The 18982-nt window shown below is 63.7% G+C and carries 18 protein-coding genes; 8 read left to right on the plus strand and 10 right to left on the minus strand.

The window, feature by feature from the left end; all coding sequences use genetic code 11:
- Positions 1 to 5: 5 nt before the first annotated feature.
- Together JQ567_RS24460 and JQ567_RS24465 are read right to left on the minus strand one after the other, a co-directional pair.
- A complete protein-coding gene (locus JQ567_RS24460; protein ID WP_212441170.1) occupies positions 6 to 785 on the minus strand; it encodes a class II aldolase/adducin family protein in 780 nt (259 codons plus the stop codon).
- A gap of 114 nt (positions 786 to 899) precedes the next feature.
- Entirely contained in the window at positions 900 to 2549 is a 1650-nt protein-coding gene (locus JQ567_RS24465) for a glycosyltransferase family 39 protein (protein ID WP_212441171.1), read from the minus strand.
- Positions 2550 to 2979: 430 nt separating this feature from the next.
- Between JQ567_RS24465 and JQ567_RS24470 the strand changes: the two genes are divergently transcribed.
- Both JQ567_RS24470 and JQ567_RS24475 read left to right on the plus strand, forming a co-directional pair.
- The gene (locus JQ567_RS24470; RefSeq protein ID WP_312017460.1) at positions 2980 to 3834 is read left to right on the plus strand and encodes a DUF308 domain-containing protein; all 855 of its coding nucleotides are present in this window, start codon (positions 2980 to 2982) and stop codon (positions 3832 to 3834) included.
- A gap of 200 nt (positions 3835 to 4034) precedes the next feature.
- Positions 4035 to 4448, plus strand: a complete 414-nt coding sequence (locus tag JQ567_RS24475; protein ID WP_212265407.1) for a MucR family transcriptional regulator — start codon at positions 4035 to 4037, stop codon at positions 4446 to 4448.
- A 131-nt stretch (positions 4449 to 4579) separates the two neighbouring features.
- Here the strand turns inward: JQ567_RS24475 and JQ567_RS24480 are convergent, their stop codons facing one another.
- Together JQ567_RS24480 and JQ567_RS24485 are read right to left on the minus strand one after the other, a co-directional pair.
- The gene (locus JQ567_RS24480) at positions 4580 to 5008 is read right to left on the minus strand and encodes a SufE family protein (protein ID WP_212441173.1); all 429 of its coding nucleotides are present in this window, start codon (positions 5006 to 5008) and stop codon (positions 4580 to 4582) included.
- Positions 5009 to 5110: 102 nt separating this feature from the next.
- Positions 5111 to 5530 (minus strand): DUF5330 domain-containing protein, encoded by a 420-nt coding sequence (locus tag JQ567_RS24485; protein ID WP_212441174.1) that lies wholly within the window; start codon positions 5528 to 5530, stop codon positions 5111 to 5113.
- Positions 5531 to 5963: 433 nt separating this feature from the next.
- Between JQ567_RS24485 and JQ567_RS24490 the strand changes: the two genes are divergently transcribed.
- Entirely contained in the window at positions 5964 to 7799 is a 1836-nt protein-coding gene (locus JQ567_RS24490; RefSeq protein WP_212441175.1) for a PAS domain-containing sensor histidine kinase, read from the plus strand.
- Positions 7792 to 8541 carry a peptidoglycan-binding domain-containing protein gene (locus tag JQ567_RS24495; protein WP_212441176.1) on the plus strand — a complete coding sequence of 250 codons (750 nt, stop codon included), beginning with the start codon at positions 7792 to 7794 and terminating at the stop codon, positions 8539 to 8541. Before JQ567_RS24490 ends, JQ567_RS24495 begins: the two co-directional genes overlap by 8 nt.
- Positions 8542 to 8550: 9 nt before the next feature.
- Here the strand turns inward: JQ567_RS24495 and JQ567_RS24500 are convergent, their stop codons facing one another.
- The 4 genes from JQ567_RS24500 to JQ567_RS24515 form a co-directional block, all read right to left on the minus strand.
- On the minus strand, positions 8551 to 10191 hold the full coding sequence (locus JQ567_RS24500; RefSeq protein WP_212441177.1) for a hypothetical protein: 1641 nt from the start codon (positions 10189 to 10191) through the stop codon (positions 8551 to 8553).
- 236 nt (positions 10192 to 10427) lie between these two features.
- Positions 10428 to 11510 carry a class I SAM-dependent methyltransferase gene (locus JQ567_RS24505; RefSeq protein WP_212441178.1) on the minus strand — a complete coding sequence of 361 codons (1083 nt, stop codon included), beginning with the start codon at positions 11508 to 11510 and terminating at the stop codon, positions 10428 to 10430.
- A gap of 28 nt (positions 11511 to 11538) precedes the next feature.
- Positions 11539 to 13650: an alpha/beta hydrolase gene (locus tag JQ567_RS24510; RefSeq protein ID WP_212441179.1), complete on the minus strand. Its 2112-nt coding sequence runs from the start codon at positions 13648 to 13650 to the stop codon at positions 11539 to 11541.
- A 9-nt stretch (positions 13651 to 13659) separates the two neighbouring features.
- Positions 13660 to 14283: a TetR/AcrR family transcriptional regulator gene (locus JQ567_RS24515; protein WP_212441180.1), complete on the minus strand. Its 624-nt coding sequence runs from the start codon at positions 14281 to 14283 to the stop codon at positions 13660 to 13662.
- 285 nt (positions 14284 to 14568) lie between these two features.
- On the opposite strand from JQ567_RS24515, the gene JQ567_RS24520 reads away from it, so the two are divergent.
- Entirely contained in the window at positions 14569 to 14913 is a 345-nt protein-coding gene (locus JQ567_RS24520; protein ID WP_212441181.1) for a DUF1491 family protein, read from the plus strand.
- A gap of 74 nt (positions 14914 to 14987) precedes the next feature.
- Here JQ567_RS24520 and JQ567_RS24525 read toward each other — a convergent pair whose 3' ends face one another.
- On the minus strand, positions 14988 to 15962 hold the full coding sequence (locus JQ567_RS24525) for a DUF2336 domain-containing protein (protein WP_212441182.1): 975 nt from the start codon (positions 15960 to 15962) through the stop codon (positions 14988 to 14990).
- A 241-nt stretch (positions 15963 to 16203) separates the two neighbouring features.
- On the opposite strand from JQ567_RS24525, the gene JQ567_RS38285 reads away from it, so the two are divergent.
- Entirely contained in the window at positions 16204 to 16395 is a 192-nt protein-coding gene (locus JQ567_RS38285) for a hypothetical protein (RefSeq protein WP_249165679.1), read from the plus strand.
- A 15-nt stretch (positions 16396 to 16410) separates the two neighbouring features.
- Positions 16411 to 17184, plus strand: coding sequence for a hypothetical protein (locus JQ567_RS24530; protein ID WP_212441183.1), 774 nt, complete (start codon positions 16411 to 16413; stop codon positions 17182 to 17184).
- Positions 17185 to 17188: 4 nt separating this feature from the next.
- Here JQ567_RS24530 and JQ567_RS24535 read toward each other — a convergent pair whose 3' ends face one another.
- On the minus strand, positions 17189 to 18046 hold the full coding sequence (locus tag JQ567_RS24535; RefSeq protein ID WP_212441184.1) for a LysR family transcriptional regulator: 858 nt from the start codon (positions 18044 to 18046) through the stop codon (positions 17189 to 17191).
- A 94-nt stretch (positions 18047 to 18140) separates the two neighbouring features.
- On the opposite strand from JQ567_RS24535, the gene JQ567_RS24540 reads away from it, so the two are divergent.
- Complete coding sequence (locus JQ567_RS24540) at positions 18141 to 18968, plus strand: MBL fold metallo-hydrolase (protein ID WP_212441185.1); 828 nt, start codon at positions 18141 to 18143, stop codon at positions 18966 to 18968.
- The last annotated feature ends 14 nt before the right edge of the window (positions 18969 to 18982 follow it).

The raw sequence follows: 18982 nt of genomic DNA on the forward strand, positions 1-18982 counted from the left end.
GGGCGTCAGGTCCGGTAGCTCGGGTCGATGCGATCGAGCTTGCGCAGGAGCGGCGGCCACACCAGGTTGGTCGAGCGCATTTCGGCACGGTCAGGATTGCTGAATAATTGCGCGTTCTTGTAGACCACGGCCTGTTCGACCGGATAGGCGGTTGGGCCGAGCATGCGGGTTCGCACCTGCATCGTGCAGGCCCGCTCCAGATGGTACATGCGTTCGAAGGCGGAGGCGACCGAGCGGCCGACCGTGAGCGTGCCGTGATTGCGCAGCAGCATGTGGTTCTTGTTGCCGAGGTCCTTCTGCAGCCGCGGACGCTCGTCATGATCCAGCGCGATGCCTTCGTAGTCGTGATAGGCGAGGTCATGGGTGACCAACTGCGCGGTCTGGTTCATCGGCAGCAGGCCTTCCATGCAGCTCGCTACCGCCGTGCCGTCGGGCGTGTGCAGATGAAGCACGCAGCCGGCGTCCTCGCGGACCTCGTGGATCGCCGAATGGATGGTGAAGCCCGCCGGGTTGATGCTGTAGTCGCTCTGGGTGAGCTGGTTGCCGTTGAGGTCGACCTTGACCAGGCTCGAGGCGGTGATCTCGTCGAACATCAGGCCGTAGGGATTGATCAGGAAATGATGCTCGGGGCCGGGCACGCGCGCCGAGATGTGGGTGTCGACCAGATCGTCCCAGCCATAGAGCGCGACCAGCCGATAGGCGGCGGCAAGATCGACGCGCTGGTTCCACTCGGCATCGGTCATGCCGGACGGTACTTCCTTGAGGCGAGCTTCGGCTGGCGACATGACCGGTTTCTCCCGTGCAATGCTGGTTTTCGTGGGCGAGCCTAGCCCTGCGCCCGCACCACAGCAAGGCGCGGCCAGGAGCTGGCTGTTATGCCTTTGTGCTCTTGATAAGGGCTACGGCGCCGGAATGGCCAGCAGGGAGGAAATGGCGCGGCCGCGAATATCGTAGACGCGCGCGAACACGACGTCGTCGCGCTTGATTTCCACCATCACCGGCGCGGTGAGGCCCTTGCAATAGAATTCGCCCAGCGTCATCGCGAAGTCGGCGGCGTTGCTGTCCCAGCCGATGGTGAAATCCGGACCAAGCGCGACTTGCGCCGGACGCTGCGGGCCGCACACCGCAACCTTCCACTTGCGCCCGCTCGGCGCGACTTCCTGCCGCTCCACCAGTTCCTCGCGCAGGCCGTCGGAAGCCTGCTTCAGCGCCAGGCCCCAATAGTCCAGCATGAAGAAATTGTCGGCGGAGCGGACCGTGCCGGCGATGTGGTTGAAGTGGGTGTATTCGTAAGGATGCAGGCGGATCATTTCGCTGAGCGGCAGCAACAGCCCGAACGCGAACGCCGCAAGGGCTGCGGGTTGCCAGCTGCGGCGGTTTTCCTTCAGCCAGGTCATGCCCCGGCCGAAGGCGACGCCGGCCAGCACCGCCATTGGCGGAATCACGAACACGAAATGCCGGATGCCGTTGTAGAGCGCGGGCCGCTTCACCATCGCGATCACCAGCGGCAGCGTCGCCGCCATCGTGAGCATCAACATAATGGTCTTGCGGCGGGCCGGCACGTCGGTGCGCGACAGCGACATGAAGGTGCCGATGATGCCGGCGAACAACAGTGCCAGCAGCACTTCGGGGAGCTGCAGCGCGAACAGCGTCGGCAGATACGACCACGGCATGTCCGGCACCGATACCAGCGCGCCGTCGAACATTTCCTTCCAGGGCTTTTCGAAGAAATGCGAGAAATAGGTCAGTGCCTTGAACGGATGGTCCGGCTCCATGATCGACCACGGCCACACCAGGCCCATCAGAAGGTAGCCGAACACGAGGCCCGGCAGCAGCACGTAGACCACATGGCCGAAGCGATGGGCGGCCTCGCGCAGCCCTTGCGTGCGGTATTCCTCGATCAGCAACGGCACGAAACCGACCATGGCGTAGACCAGCGCCAGCCCGCCGAGAACCCGGCAGCCAATGGCAAGGCCGGCACCAAATCCGACGATCAGGATGGTTCGCGGCGAGGGCGAGGGATATTCCTCGGCGAGGCGGACCAGACCCAGGATCAGGATCACCATCGAGACCGCGAATGGCGCGTCCTTCGGGTTCATGAACATGTGGCCGTAGAAGGTCGGGCACAGCGCCAGCAGCAACAGCGTCGCGAGCCCGGCCAGCGGACCGCCGACGCGCCGCGCGAGCCGCCACGTCACGGCAAGTCCGATGACACCGACCACGGCGCCGAGCAGGCGGCGCGTTTCGAACAGTTCGAGCGGGATGACCTTGTGCAGCAGTGCCGCCGCCATGTCGAAGCCGCCGCCGTACATATAGAGATTGGCGAACGACAGCGCGCCGATATCCTTGAAACCGGAACCGTACATGCGCAGCAACAGCTCGGCATATTCGGCGTGGGTGTAATCGTCCCAGCCCAGTCCGTAATCACGGAAGGTCAAACCTGCGACCAGGGTGACAGCGGCCAGCACGACCATGGCTAGGTCGTCCCAAGTCCGCTCCATCGAGCGCCGCTCGGGCGTATCGACGGCAGATGTCGTGATGGCTGACATGGCTATTGGCTAACCCGGTGTCCCCTTTGGCCCAGCGTTTGCGCTTTTGAGCCTCTTTCCCCGGCATCCATATAGCGCAGTTCCATTTTCAAGTAATTGGGAATTGTGGTCTAATTCCCTGATGCAATGCAACAAATCGGCGGTAATTAGTAGACCGTAGATATACGGGAGGCGTCTGAATGGCAGCTGAATGCCGCGATCGGCGCCTGAATTTTGCAGAGGGAAGGCTTCCGCTGCCAAGGGATTTTCAAGGGATCTTTCAAGGGATTTTTGAGGAACCGTTTTTTGAGGAACTCTGTGCAGAATTGCTGGTTGGCGGTGCGCACATTATGACGGTATCGTGGCATAGGCGGTTTGCGAGCATTTCGGGCGCAGCCGGGGGATTAGTTCGATGATGGTTGGCATGTTGGTCGCGGGTACCGGCCTTGTTTTGGCGGGCCTGCTGGCGATTGGCTACGGAATCACGATCAACGAATTCAGCACCGGCAACACGCTGATCCTCACCGGCGTGACCGGGTTTTGCACGGGCGCGATCATGCTCGGGCTCTGGGTGGCGGTGCGGGAATTGAAGAACATCGCGCGGCACCTCGGTGCTGGCGTATCCCAGCCGCGCGGCGAGGCCATGGTACGGCCGGTGCTTCCACCGGGTATGTCACCAGAGGCTGGCTCAGGCGACGGCGGTGTTCCGTTCAAGCTAGAGACCGCCGAGAGAGCCGGCGGCGAGCCCGCCGCACCTGCTGCCGCGTCGCCGTCTCCGCGGCCATGGCAGGGCGAGGCCGCCACACGCGAGCGCCCGCGTGGCGACCTGCCGACGGGATCCGAGCCGGCCGAGGCTGCGCCCAAGCCAAAGCGCAATCTGTTGTTTTCCTCGACGTCGCGAAAGGAGCGCGAGCGCGCGCAGGCAAGGACCAGCGAGCCGCTGCCGCCGGATCTTTTGTCGCCGGATCTTCGCCCTAATCCGCCAGCCGCGCCGCCGCCGCCCGTCCCCGCCGAAACGCAACCGCCATCGTTCGACGATGCCTGGCCGAAACCAGAGCGATCGCCGCCTGGCGAGACCCCGCTGCCGCGTCGTGCAGGCCGGACACCCCCGGCATTCAACGAACCAAACGGCGCCCCGCCGCGTAACGACCAACAGCCGGCCGTAACGGTGCTGAAATCGGGCGTCGTCGACGGCATGGCCTATTCGCTCTATTCGGACGGATCGATCGAGGCCCAGATGCCCGAGGGCATGATGCGCTTTGCTTCCATCGACGAGCTGCGCACGCACCTCGATCAGCGGCCCTGAAGCGCACAATACTTGGCCAGCAATCCGGCGTGAAAATAAAACGCCGTTGTTCTTGTCAGATTCCCGGTAATTCGTTCATATTCGCCAAGTCGTAATAGATTCCCTGTGCGTATAGGCGCGGCCGGATACTTTCAGCACCCTACGCGCTCGCGCGTTCGCGATCCCAGGATCGCGATTGCGATTCCCAGGAAGGTTGAGCCATGACCGATTCCGCCGGCAAGACGCCCGTCGAACTGACCGCCAATATCGTATCGGCCTATCTCAGCAACAATCCGACGCAGGCCTCTGAAATCCCGAACCTGATCAGCCAGGTTCACGCCGCGCTGCTGCGGGTATCGACCGGCCGGATCGAGACGCCGCTCGAACCGGCAAAGCCGGCCGTGTCCGTCAAGAAATCGATGACCCCGGAGTATCTGATCTGTCTCGAGGACGGCAAGCGCTTCAAGTCGCTGAAGCGCCATCTGCGCACGCAATACAACATGACGCCGGAGCAGTATCGCGACAAATGGGGCCTTCCGCCCGACTATCCGATGGTTGCGCCGAATTATGCGGTGGCCCGTTCGCAGCTCGCCAAGAAGATGGGCCTCGGCCAGCAGGCGCGGAAGCGGAAATAGCCGCCGTCATTGCGAGCCAACGGGTCGCGCGAATGCGCGCCCGATGACAGGCTCCGCGAAGCAATCCACCTCTCCGCTTGGGGATAGATGGATTGCTTCGTCGCTTCGCTTCTCGCAATGACGGAACCCGTTCAGGAAGCGGTGGCAAGCGCCTCGCGCGCATCGGAGCGGATGCGCTCGACCATCGAGCGCAGGCCGTTGGAGCGCTGCGGCGTCAGATGCTCGCGAAATCCGAGTTGGTCGAACAGGGCAATCGCATCCATCGACAGGATCTGCTGCGGCGTGTGCCCGGAATAGAGCGTCAGCAGGATCGCGATCAGGCCGCGCACGATGTGGGCGTCGCTGTCGCCGAGGTAATTCAGGCGCGGTTCGCTGTTGCCGCTGCGGTCGAGCTGCTTCGAGAGCCAGACCTGGCTGGCGCAGCCGTTGACCTTGTTGGCCGCCGAATGCTCGGCTTCCGGCATCGGCGCCAGCGTGCGGCCGAGTTCGATGACGTACCGGTAGCGGTCGTCCCACTCGTCCAGCAGCTCAAAATTTTCCCTGATCTCGTCGATCGTCATCGTGGCCCGTGTTCCATGCTCCACCGTCTATATAGGATGCGGGTGAAGCGAAAGCGACGAAAATGGAACCGGTTCCGGGCCTATTTTCCAGCCATTATTCCGTCAATGCACAGACGTGCCGCGCCACTCGGTTGCAAGATCGTCTTGCGTGAGCGTGTCGCCCCGCGCGGTGGCCGCCAGCGTGGCTTCGTCGCCGCCCGGGCCGGCAATCGAGCCGGTGTGGTCGGGGGCTTTCTTGGCGGGCGTCTCGGGCTTCTCGGGCTTGTCGGTGATGATCTGATACAGCTTGCGCGCGCCGTCCTGCGCGCGCTGGCCGATCACGGTCGCGGCCTGGCCGCCGACTTCACAGGCCGCCGGCTGACGCTTGCAGAATTGCCCCATGTCGGAGACGGCCGCGGTTGCAGCCGATACGGCTTCGGAGGCGCCGATTTGCGGCAGCTTGTCCGATTCAGGCGTCTTTTCTCTGGGCAGCAGCACGAGCACCAGTCCGAGCCAGAACACCATGCGAAGCAGAAAGAACATCTCGCGACCCCGGTCGTTTCTTTTGGTCCTGTTGCGGTTATGTCCGCAGGTTTGCTCCTGACTATCAGCCGTCGATAAATCGCAAGTGTTTGCATTGAAGTAAATTCGCCGAAAATTCGCTGAAAATTCGAATGATTTGATTCGACGTAAATTTTCGATTGATATTCGCGAACACAAAAAAGTGGCGTGCCGGGGCCGTCCACCATTTCGAAACCATAGCTCGATCGCGCCGGAAACCTGTCGTTCACCATCCGCGTCGAATGAGCGTTCCGGAACGGGTTAAAGCTCCGCGAATGCACGGTGTTTGCCGCCCGGCCGCCGTGCCTTAGCGTTCGCTTAAGTTCGCTCTGACACGGTGGGCCAAAGATAAAGGGGGCGTTCCGGCGCGTCTGCAAGCCAACCTGCCAGACGAACAAGCCGAAGCGCAAAAGCCGTGAGTGTTTTGAGTATCATCCGCGATTGTCTCGATGCGCTGCTGCATCCGTCCGCACGATATGATGCGCTGACGCGCGCGCGGCACCGCGCCTTTATGGCGCCGCGGCTGCTCGGCAGCCTCGCCGCCTTTGCGGCATTCCCGGTCTACCTGGCGATGCGCGGGGCGCCCACGGCCATCGAGGTGGCGGCTTTTGCCTGGCTGATCGCACCCATCCTGCTGTCATGGTTCCTGTCGCGCACCGGTCGTTACGACGGCGCGCATATTCTGTCGTCGCTGGCGCTGGCCGGTCTCGTCATGATGGTCGCCGCGACGACCGGAGGCATCGAGTCCTTTGCCGCGGTCGGGCTGGTCGTGGTTCCGCTTGAGGCCGCGCTCTCGGCTTCGCGCCGCGTCGTCGCGTTTGCCTCGGCGCTGGCGTTGTCTTGCGCCGCGCTATTGATTGCCCTCGGGCATTTCGACCTGTTGCCGGTGGTGGAGCCAAACGCGGCGTTGCGTAGCGTCCTGATGGCGGTCGGAATAGCAGCGGCGACGCTTTATGCCGTCGGTCTCGCCTTTGGCTCGGAATCGCTGGCGCGTACCAGCGTCGCGCTGCTCAGCGTCGAGGAAGACCGCTACCGCCTGCTGGCGCTTAACATGAGCGACGTGATTTCACGCCACAGCCGCAACGGCGCGGTGCAGTTCATTTCGCCCGCCGCGGAAACCATGCTGGGCGCTTCAGTCACGCGGCTTGCAGGTCACGGCCTGTTCGACCGCGTTCATGTGGCCGATCGTCCGGCCTATCTGACCGCATTGTCGGACGCCGCGCGTGGCGGCGAGGCGCGCAGCGTCGAGTTCCGGCTGCGACGCGATATCGTCCGCGGCCAGAGCAACTCCGATTTCATCTGGGTCGAGATGCGCTGCCGGCCGCTCGAGCATGCCTCGCCCGAGGCCGAAGTCGTCGCCGTGATGCGTGACGTCACCGACCGCAAGATGCAGGAGCAGGCGCTGGAGCTGGCGCGTACCGCCGCCGAACGGGCGGATGCGTCCAAGACGCGTTTCCTCGCCACCATGAGCCATGAACTGCGCACGCCGCTCAACGCCATCATCGGGTTCTCCGAGATGATCGTTCAGGAAGATGTGCTGATGATCGACGCGGCGCGCCGCAAGGAATATGCGCAGCTGATCAACGATTCCGGGCAGCATCTGTTATCGGTCGTCAACGGCATTCTCGACATGTCGAAGATGGAGTCCGGCAATTTCGAGATTTCGCCGGAGCCATTCGCGCCGCGCGCCGCATTGCTGCATTGCTGCAACCTGCTGGCCCTGAAAGCGCGCGAAAACGGCGTCGATCTTGTCGCCCGTGCGCCGGAAGATCTGCCGATGATGACGGGCGATCCACGCGCCTTCAAACAGATCGTGCTGAATCTGGTCGCCAACGCCGTCAAATTCACCGAGCGCGGCGGCAATGTCACGGTCTCGGCTGCGGTCGAGGGCTCGCGCCTGATGCTTCGCGTTACCGACACCGGGGTCGGCATCGCACCCGATGATCTCAAGCGGATCGGCGATCCGTTCTTCCAGGCCGGCAAGACCTATCAGCGCAAGCACGAAGGCACCGGCCTCGGGCTGTCGATCGTGAAGGGCCTGGTCGGATTGCACCATGGCGAGGTGAATGTGCAGAGCAAGGTCGATGAGGGAACCACGGTAACTGTGGTCTTGCCGCTTGCCTTCGCGCCGTCGGCGGTGGAATTGAATTCGCCTTCGAGCCCGGTACCTTCGAGCAATGTCGCGACGCTGAAGCCGGCGCTGCGATCAGGATTACAAGACCAAGCCCATCAGGTGAAGAAAAGTGCCTAAGCGAACGATCGAGGACGACGAGATGCCGCGCCGCCGCCGTGGCGCGAAAGCGGCTGCAGTCGACGCGGAAGAAGAGCGTGGATTTGTGATGCGCATGCTCTTGCACAGTCCGAAGGACATGCTGGCCGGCGCGCTGGCCGTTGCCGCCATCGGCGCCATCCTCACCAACGCTTTGTTTCTGCAGGCCGGTCGTCATCCGTCGCCGATGTTCGGTTCGGTCGTGAAATTGCCGGCGCCCGCGGTTGCGAATCCGCTGCCCCGTCCGCGCCCGGTTGAACTCGCGGTGCGTTCCGCCGAGCCTCCGGAACCGAAACCCGTCGAGGCCAAACCCGCCGAGAGCAGAAACGCCGATCCCAAATCCACTGACCCCAAAGCCACTGACCCCATGACCAATCTGGTGGTCAGATCGACCGGTTCGGCTCCCGCCGCTGCAGCTTCCAGCATTGCCCTTCCGGCGGCGAAGCCGGCCGGGTCCGCTCCGGCCACGACGTCCCATGTCGCGAGGCCGCCGGCGCCGATTCCGGCTTCGGCGCAGTCCGCGGGCGCGCGCCGCGTAGCGTCGGTGCAGCGCGCGCTGACCGAATACGGCTACGGCCAGTTGAAGCCTACCGGCGCCGTCGGTGCCGACACGCAGGCGGCGATCACGAAATTCGAGCGCGACCGCAAGCTGCCGGTGACCGGACATATGTCCGACCGCCTGGTGAAAGAGCTCACCGCCATGACCGGCCGTCCGATCGAGTAGGGACGGGCCTTACGAGGCATCCAGCAGGATCTCGGTGACCTCGTCGGAGAATCGTTTTCTCCGCCCGTCGATCAAAATCCATTCCGGGTCATTCTGATCCGGCTTCGCGCGCGGCATGCCATGGTCGAGCAGGGCGCGCGCGCAGCCTGACCAGTCGCCGCCTTCGACCGGCTCGTTGCAGGACGCCCAGGAAAGCGAACCGCAGGCGTTGTCGCCATAACCATGTTGCTCGGTCCAGTCTGCCCCATGTTCGAGCAGGAACCTGGTCAATCCGGCGTCGCCGCGAAACACCGCCAGATTGAGCGCCGACGCATTCCAGTCGCCGCCGCGCACCGCGATCGGCCAGCCGAGCCTGACCATCAGCCTTACTCCCACATCGTTGCCCTCAGCGGCGAGATCGGGCAGCAACCGCAACTGCGAGGCCGGAAGCGTTTCGGGGAGGTCGGGCCGTCTGGCGCGGATGCGCCGGGCCTCGGCCTCATCGCCGCAGGCGCAGGCCGCAATGAACGCTTCCTCATCCGGAATGGGTTCATGTGCGACCCTCTCGCGCAGCAAATCGGCGACCTCGCGAAGGCCGAACTGCAAGGCGAGCCTGTAGGCGCTGACGCCATCAGGCGTCGCTGCCAACGGGTGTGCACCTGCGTCCAGCAGGGTCTCGATACACCGGCGCGATCGCCGCCGGCGGATCGCCCACAGCAGTGGCGAACCCCAGTCGGTCAAGGGTGAATTGCGCGCGGGCTCATTTGGATCGCCGCCATGCAGGAGCAGCAGTTCGAGTGCGGCGACATTGTCGAAGTCGAGCGCATGGTAGATCGCGTTGCTGCCTGCGACAGGCGCGCCACGCTCGAGCAGCAGGCGGGTACATGCAAACGTCTCCAGCGAGTGATAGAGGGACTCGCCGTCGTCAGGATCGGCGCCGGCGTCGAGCAGCAGTTTCGTGAGCTCGGGGTCATGGTTCGTTCCGGCGGCGCCGTACAGTGCCGACAGCGGATTGCTGTCGTCAGGTTCGCTGACCGATGCCGGCGGCCAACGGTTGCCGATGCGCTGATTGGGATCGGCGCCTGCCGCCAGCAGCAAACGGGCACAGCGATGCAGACGCGCGCGGAATTCCGGAACGGACAACAGGCTGGAATGCGTGACGGCGACGAGTGGTGGCAAGCGTAGCGGTCCACCCGGGCGGTTGACCCAAGCCGGGTCTTGCTGCGTGGCCTGTCGCAACGCATCTTCCGCGCCGATCGCACACGCCAGATAGGGGTTTCCGGCGACGAGGTCGGGGTTTTCGGCCAGCATCCTGATGGCAACGCGCGGATTGGCGCGATTTGCCGTGCCATTGATGTCGCCGGCATAAATCAGTCGGAGCCAGCGCAGGACACGTTCCTCGCGCTCGCTGCCGATGGCCGATTGCGCTTCCAGATAACGTCTCAGGTCCAGCCAGGAAGCAAAGCCGTAGTCGCGTGCCACACATGATTGAGCGTCATGGAGCCGGAGATTCAAGGAAGCGATCTTGTCGTCGCTGTGCCCCGCGGCTGCCGGAAGGGCACGGCGAAAGCGGGCAAAAGCATCGCCATCACGTTGCCGGTAGAGACGGAGCAGATCCTTGGCTTGCTTCTTGAGATGGTCGAGATTTAGTCGATCAGGCGATCGTTCCATTGGAAACCTCCGTGCATGGATCGCCGATGGTCCGCAATACCAGCTGCTGCACAAAGGCTCTAGGTGCTGCTTGGAAGCTGCAAGTGGGTTCGACCCTTCCCGCGGACCCGGGCGCGGCTTGCACCGCAGCTTTGAGAATATGGTCGGTCCGCGCGACGGTCAACCCGCCGGATGTCGGCCGCAAGGATTCTTGCAGCCGGTGAACTTTGCCAGGCTTGCAGCCGCCATGCTGGATACTAAGGCCTTGCCTCGAGGATCATGTTGAACGGCGTCTCAGTGGCACGACGCACGCTCTTGAAACCACCCTTCAGGATGACTTCGCGGAGCCGTGCTTCGCCGGCCTGCGCGCCGAGGGCAGTGCCGACTTCCTGCGAGAGCGAGGTCGGCACGCAGATCATGGTCGATGCGGCATAGTACAAGCGCCCGACCGGGTTGAGGTTCTGCTCGAGACGATCGCCCGCTATCGGCTCACAGATCATCCATGTCCCATCGTCCTTCAGGGATTGGCGGATGTGGGCGGCGGCTCCCGCCGGGTCGCCCATGTCGTGCAAGCAGTCGAAACAGGTCACGAGATCGTAGTTCTTGCCGGGATAGTCCTTGGCGAGTCCGACCTCGAAGCGCGTGTTGGCGGAAACGCCGTGGCTTTCGGCATGCGCCTTTGCATCCGCGATCGAACCGGGATGGAAGTCGTAGCCGACGAACCGGGACTTGGGAAAAGCCTTGGCCATCAGGACCGTCGACCAACCATGGCCGCAGCCGACGTCCGCGACCTCAGCGCCCGCCTCCAGCTTCTTCATCACGTCACCTCCGAGAGCAGGAAGCCACGTCGACACGATGTTGTTGTGATAGCCGGGCCGGAAGAAGCGGGCCACCGCGCAGAACATGCAGCCGGCCTGATCGCCCCAGGCGACACCGCCGCCGGACTTGAACGCGGCCTGAACTTTCGGCTGGTTCTCGAGCATCGCCGCCATCAGATCGAAGCCGCCCATCAGATAGACCGGGCTGTCGGGAATAGCGAACACCATCGCCTGCTCGGGCGGCAGCGCGAATTTCGCCGATGCCGGATCGTAGGACAAATAGTTGGAACTCGCCTGATTGGACAGCCACTCGCGAAGGTATCGCGGATCGACTTTCGCGGTGCTGGCGAGTTCGGTTGAGGTCATCGGCCCATTGGTGTGTAGCGCCTTGTACAATCCAAGCGCATCGCCCATCCGCACCATGGCGACGCTGGACGCGCCCCCGAGGTCGCCCAGCATCTGGCCGACGAATGCGTTGAGTTTGCCTTCATCAATCCGGGTCGCTTGATTAACGCTCGACATAGCTACCTCCACTGACAATTGATTTCGGTTAGAACAGATCCGCCAGCATGCGGGCGGCACGGACCGCACCGTCGGCTTCGACGGATTTGAATTTGGCCGGCGCGCGCAATGCACCAACCATAGCTTCAGCGATCACGTCCGGCGTCGACGTCGCGAATGCCATGCGCGTGCCGGCGCCATAGCGATCGAGACGATGGGCGACGTGGAAATTCTGCTCGAAGTGGTTCTGGAGCGGGAAATAAAGGAACGGGGTTCCGGCCGCGGTCAGCTCCATGCAGGTGGTTAGGCCGCCCTGCACGAGGGCGAGATCGCATGCGGCGAGATGACGGTCGAGGTCGGGGACGAACGCGCGCATCTCGACGCCATCAGGCGCGCCGAGCGAGGCCGGATCGATCCGCGGGCCCGCCACCACGATCATACGCAATTCGGGCAACCGGGCCCGTGCCATCGGATAGCTCTGCAGGATGCGTTTGATCAGGTGGGTGCCGACGGCGGATCCGCCGACCGTGACGATGCAGACGCGCTCGTCCGGCCGGTAGCCGAGGCGCTCGCGCAGCTCGGTGCGGCTGCCGAAAATATGCGGGTGTTCGCCGATGATGTAGCCGGCGAAATCGAAATGCCGCGGCACCCAGTCGCGCATCGCCGGCAGGTCCTTGCCGAACGACAACGGGACGATGTCTTCAGGGCTTCCGACGAAAATGGCGCGGTCGCGCACGCCGGGATGCCGCTCGATGTGTTCGATCATTTCGGCGTTGTAGTCGGTGGTCAGAAACGCCTCATGCTCGCCGCCCGACGGCATCGGCACATAGCCGACGAAGTCGGTGAACCAGGCGAGCCCGGCTTTCTTCAGCTCCGGGTGCTCGTGCCAGTAATGATCGATGTCCCAGGCCTCGTCGGCGATGACGAGATCGTAGCCTCCCTCGTCGACGGCATCCTGGAAAGTCATGAAGTTCGCGATCAGCACCTCGTCCATGTTGCGGAGGGCCTGGAAACAATGCAGGTCGTGCTCGCCCGACTCCATCTCGATATGCCCCGACTCGCTGGCCAGCCGTGCACTCAACGGATGGACGCGCTCGCCGTTCGCCTCCAGCAGGCGCGTCACCGGGTCCTGCGCCAGCCAATCGACCTCCAGATCCGGGTGCAGCTTGCGCAACTCGCGGGCGATCGCGATATCGCGCCGCCCGTGCCCGAGGCCGATCGGCGAGGAGAGATAGAGTGCGCGCTTGGCTTTCCGTGTCGTGCGGTCCGATCGCGCTGCAGGGGAGGCGATGGCAAGCCTGCGATCGAGGAAATCGACAATCAGGGTGTTGGTCTTTGCGGGAATGCGGCCGAGCGGGTTGTGACCGCCGCCCGGAATGGTCACCAGCTCCGCATTCATCAGATCGGCCAGCGATTTCGCGCGTGCATGGCGCTGGATCTGGTCGTTGTCGCCGTGAATGAGCAGCACGGGACAGCGGATCTTGCGATACATCGCTTCGCTGACATCGAAGCGCGGCGGGATCAGCCGTGCGTCGACGGTGTTGACCAGCACCGGGCCAGTGGTGTCACTGGCCCAGCCGATGCCGTCCTCGATCTGCTTGGTCGAGTGCGGCTCGGTATGGATGTTGCGAATGAAGTGTTCGGCGAAGTCGGGATAATCCGCCAGCCAGTGCTCGCGGTTGTATTTATTCCAGCCGTCGAACCGCTCCTGTTTGGTGTCGAAATGCTGGTTCGCCAGATAGGCGTAGTTATCAGGTCCGATAGTCGATACCGTCCCGACCAGGATCGCGGCCTTCACACGATCAGGATAATGCGCGGCCAGCACGCTGGCGAGCATGCCGCCAAACGACAGGCCAACGAGGATTGCCTTTCCCGCGCCCGTGGCGTCCATGACGGCCAGCAGATCCGCCACGTAATTGTCCCGCGAGTAGGCCGCCACATCCTCAGGACGGTCCGACTTGCCGTTGCCGCGGCCGTCATAGGTGATGCAGCGGAAGCGCTCGCTGAAATACGACAATTGCGCCTTGTAGATCCGCGAATGGACGATGCACCAGGGCGGCACGAACAGCATGGTTTGCGGGCCAGTGCCGTAGCTCTCGTAGTAGATCCTGACGCCGTCGCGATCGATAAAACCACTTTCGTCGGGCAATTTCGCACGCATCGCGTCACCTCATCGTTTGGCTGCACCTTCGACGCTGCGAACGAGATCACCGACCCGTCGCAAGGACTGGCGTATCGGCGAGCCTTTCTTCTCGAAACCAAGCAGATAGAGGCTTTCTGCGCCGATGAACGCATTGGCAGCAAAGGCTCCGACCTCCTCGGGCGTCAGCGGGCCGAGGCCGCCAAATTCGCGTTCAGCCTTGCGTGCAGCGCCGACGATGAGATCGACCCATCCCATGATCGCGGTGCGAACGACCTGCGCGACCGCCGGGTCGGACCAACTCGCAGCGATCAGTTCCTGCAGCACGCGCACATAGCCGGAGGCGATGTCGTCGTCGAGATAATCGCAGGCCCGGTCCCATTGCTCCGATAGTTTGAGACTGGCGTCGCCGAACATCGCGTTCTGGCGATCCAATAGCTGCGCGTTCAAGTACTCGAACAGCGCCAGCACCATCCCTTGCTTGGATCCGAAATGATAATGGATCTGGCTGAGCGGGACGCCGGCAGCCGCCGCGACGTCGCGGGTCGACAGGCCCGCGTAGCCGTTCTGGCGCAACACTTTCTTGGCGGCTTCGAGCAGCGTGGTGCTGGTCTCGGCCTTCTTCTCGATTTTCTTGGCCGTTGCGCGCGCCACGATGAAATCTCCCCGGTGCGATCGCGGGTCACCATAATTCGGTCGACCGACCGAGTCAATATTCCTGCGCCGCGGCTCACGATCTTGTGCGCGCTCACGTGCGGTATGGGCCGAGATGCTGTGGATCCATGACTGTCGGGAACCGCGACTTTGGAAACCGGTGCGGCCTTCGACAAGAGCTTGTTACGATCCCGTTGCGGATAACTCTGCCGATCGCGTGCGCGAGGGAACGCGCCTGGCCATGGCCTCTGGCGCCAGCCTGGACGCTGGCCTATCGTCCGGCCCATGCGATTGAAATCAAGTATCTGGGTGGCGGCCTATCTGCGCCGTTGCCAAGCCGAAGGCGTCTTCGGCGCCGTGCGCCGGCGCGGCGCGGAGGAAGCCGGTGCGGTGTTCGTCAAGGTGGCTCACCTCGACGGCAACGCCATGCTGTACGGGCCGGCGCCGCAGACCGTCTATGACGAGAGCCGGCCGACCGAGCGCCTGTTCGTGCCGGGGTCGCTGCAGCCAGTGCCTGAGCAGTCGGTGGAAGAACGGCTGGCCAAGGAAATCAAGTTCGATCCCGACACCTGGATCGTCGAGACCGAGGACCGGGCAGGGCGGCATTTTCTCGATCTGGCGAAGGCCTGAGGCTCGCCAATTCTACTTTGCATGGGGTTGTTTTCGGGATTTTGTGTCCCGGCACGGGATCGCTACGCCGTCGTCTAGCGCCCCGAACCATCAGTACCGGTGCGCACAATCGGTGCGCTTCCGGGCTGTACGGCTGGCCGTGTCTGGGATGCGGCGGTGCGGGCGCGGTTGCGCTCGTCGTCGTAGAGCGCGGCGCGATATTTGGCGCGCGTGACCGCCATGGTCGAACCGCGCCACGCCGCCAGCATCACCAGCGCGGATCGTTCGGTCAGCCGGTCGTAGAGCCGCGACAGCCGGTAGACATGATGCACGGAGACGCCGGATTCGGGATTGAGGAACATCAATATCCGCTGGAACGCCGCGCTCGGCATGTCCAGCGCACGGGCCGCACAGGCCAGCGGCTCGCCGCCGGGGTCATTCACCACCTGGGTGGCGATCCGCGCCGGCAGGATCAGCGCCTCGCCGATCTCCAGCGCGAAACTGTCGGCGTCCTCGGCAAACGCGGCCATCTCCAGCGTCTCGATCGCACGCTTGGCGCGCGCCGCCGGAATCCGCGCCGAGGCCTTCAGCGGCGTGTCGTTGAGATTGTGCAGGATCTGCGCCCGTTCGCTGGCATTGGCCGCAAAGAACATGTCGCTGATTTCGGCGGCATCGTTGGGCCGCATCGCCAGGCTGGAGGCCATCCGCAGTTCCGCTTCGGTCGGCACCCGGGGGGGCGCTTCGGGCGGGGTGGGCGCAATCGAAGGCGCGAGCGGCACCGTCTGGCCGGGATGGGCACGCCGCAATCCGAGCTTGTTCATGATCTCGAGGGGGGTCGCCGGATAGATGGCAAGCCGGGCCCGCACGGCCGCGCGGGTGGCGTCGTCGACCTGGTCGATCAGCCGTGAAGTTAACTCGACGAACTGCCGTTCCTCGTCGGCGGAATGCGCGCTCGCTTGCACGTAAAGGTCGGTCAGCACGCGCAGCAAGGTCGGGCGGATATCGACGCCCTCGCGGCGCGATAGCGACATCAGCCCGTCGAAGCCGGGAAATAATGGTGCTGCGGTCATGTCAGGTATACGCGACTTGGAAATCCCTTGGCTGAGCCTACGCGGGGCGCTTTAAGAGTTGGTTAAGGAAAACAACCCCTGAAAAAATGCCGGACTTTTGCGGGTGTTGCATAAACCACAGCGGCCGATCCGGCGGCTCGCCCCCAGGCGGTGATTAAGATGCCGTTAACCACGTTCTGTTCTGAATGATCGCATGTCGCCGGCCAAATCATGTCCGTGCGGCAATGAGAGAGAACGGAACATGGGCACCATCATTGAATTTCCGGCGGATGCAGCTTCGCGGCGGCCCGCCCCGGATGGCGCTTCACGCGAGGGCATGGGGACCGTACTGATCCTTCCGGTTGTCCGGATCGAACGTCCAACCGACGAGAACGGCGGGCGCGGACCGGAAGAAGGTACAGCTCCCGGCCGCCGTCGCCGTCGGCGCCCCTGAAAACGGACATTTGAAATGCCGGAGCTGCGCCATCCGATCCGGACCGCCGGGGTTCGGTCACTCCCCGCTCTTATACTCATCTTAATTGGCTCGGCCCTCGGCGGCTGCAGCGGCGGCGATTTCGGCCGCACCCGCGCCGACTTCCGCAACGACGATATGCATCGCTGGCTGGGCGCCGAGGCCACCGGCAGCGTCGGCCTCAAGCCGTCGCATTTCCAGCTCACCGAAAACGAACGCCAGCTTCGCGATCTCGCCTATCCCCTGATCGAGCCGCCGCTTTCGCGGCCCGCCTGGAAGAGCGTGTTCGGCGATTACCAGCCGCTGCCCTCGCCCTGGCGGCAGAAGGTGGTGTTCGATCGCACCACCTATGGACGCGCCTTGATCGACGAGCCGCACCGCTCGCATACCTCGCGCTATCAGCAATTGATCGAGGACGTGCGCAACGACATCACGCGGTTCGAGCCGTTCTTTGCCTCCGCCATCCGCGTGATCGAACTCGACCGCAAGCGCAGTGCCAGCCTGAAGATGGTGTCGGAGCTGTCGCCGCGCGAACAGGCTGATGCGGTTGCCCGCATGGAAGAGAACACGCTGATCGTGCAATGGGTGCAGCAGTGCCTGGAGCGGAGGATTTCGTCCTATCGCTGGGCGCTGGAGCGGCTGGTGATCCAGGCGCCCGACACCATCGCGGCCGATGCCGACCGCCTGATCGGCGAACTCGCCGCCCAAACCGCCAATCCGCCGGTCGCCGCCAACCCCGTGATCGGGCGTGCGGTCACGGTGAAGGGCTGATCCATCAGCGCGCCTTGCCGGCCGATTTGGCGCGGCCGGCTTTCGGGCGCGCGCTCTGCAATCTCGCGATAAAATTCTGCAGCACCTCTGACGGCGGCCGCGCTGCGCTATAGGCAAGGCCAACCTGGCGCTTCACGTCGACATCGATCTCGCGCACGGCGACATCGGGATTGGCGCGCGCCACGCCCTCCGGAACGATGGCAATGCCGACGCCGGCCGCGACCAGCGCCATCGTCCAGTCTTCGGATTCCGCGATCGCCGCGGGCTGGCGCGACGGTGAGGCGGCTCGGCCAAAGAACTCACTCTGCTCGCAGTGGCAGCGATCGATCATCGCGACGCCGGCAAGATCCGACGTGCGAAGCCGTTCCTTCAGCGTGAGCGGATGCGACGGCGGCAGGGCGGCAACGTAGCGCTCGATCCACAAGGGAATGAAGTGCTCGTCGGCATTGATGATGTTTTTCGAAATGATCCGCGCGTCCGCGGCGTCCTTGATGCCGACGAGGCGAAGCGCGACATCGGCGGTTCCGGTCAGCGGCTTCAGGAGCGCGATCGTTCGCGGCATGTCGAGCGTGCGCATCAGGCCGAGCGTCAATTGCCGCCGCGTCGACGGCTTGCGGAACAGGTTCTTCGCGGCGTCCGCGTCGTCGATGATGCGGCGGGCGACGGCGTGGAATTGTTCGGCAGAGGCGGTCGGCGCGACACCCTTCTTATGCCGGATGAACAGCGTGGTGCCGAGCTCGGCTTCGAGGTTGGTGATCGCGGCCGAGATCGAGGGCTGCGAGATGAAGCAACGCTTCGCCGCCGCCGTCAGGTTACGTTCGCTGAACACGGCCGTGAAATAGCGCAGCTCGCGGATATCCATAGTTATATCCTATTGATATTATCAGATATCAATATTTTACCTATGAATGGAGAAATGGCAACCAAGGCGCCTGACTTCAGCGAAGGAGCTTGCGATGCGCGTCCACCACATCAACACCGGCACCATGTGTCCGATCGGCCAGCGGTTCGTGAATGGCACCGGCAGCATGTTCCGGCGGGCGCGGATGGTCTGTCACTGCCTCCTGGTCGAGACTCATGACGGGCTTGCACTGGTCGATACCGGCATCGGGCTCGATGACATTGCCAACCCGCCGCGGCTCGGGCGCAAATGGGTGCGGCAGACGACACCCCGGCTCGATCCCGCCGAAACGGCCGTGCGGCAGGTCAAGGCGCGCGGTTATTCGCCTGATGATGTACGGCACCTGCTGCTGACGCATCTCGATCGCGATCACGCCGGAGGCATCCCGGATTTCCCGAATGCCAAGGTGCATGTCCATCGCCGCGAACTCGAAATGGCGGTGCTCCATCGCATCCCGGCGCCGAAGGGCCGCTACGTCAGGGATCAATGGAAGCATGGTCCGGAATGGGCGCTGTATGGCGAGGGCGGCGAGGACTGGTTCGGCTTCAAGGGCGTGCGTGCGCTCGGCGATCGCGAACCCGACGTCCTGATGATCCCGCTGCCCGGCCATACGCTCGGCCATTGCGGCATCGCCGTGCGCACCAAAGACAAATGGCTGCTGCACGCCGGCGACGCCTATTTCTTCCACGGCCAGATCCAGGCGAAGCCGAAAATGCCGCTGGTGCTCGGCCTGTTTCAGCGCCGCGCCGACATGGACCGCGCGCTACGCATCGAAAATCAGGAGCGCCTGCGGACGCTGAAGGCTGCGCACGGTGATGCCGTGACGATCTTCAACAGCCACGATCCCGTTGATTACGAGCACTGCCGTTGCGGGCAGCACTAACCGCTCGCGTGGTG

This window comes from Bradyrhizobium sp. AUGA SZCCT0431 (assembly GCF_018131065.1).
Classification (GTDB): Bacteria; Pseudomonadota; Alphaproteobacteria; order Rhizobiales; family Xanthobacteraceae; genus Bradyrhizobium.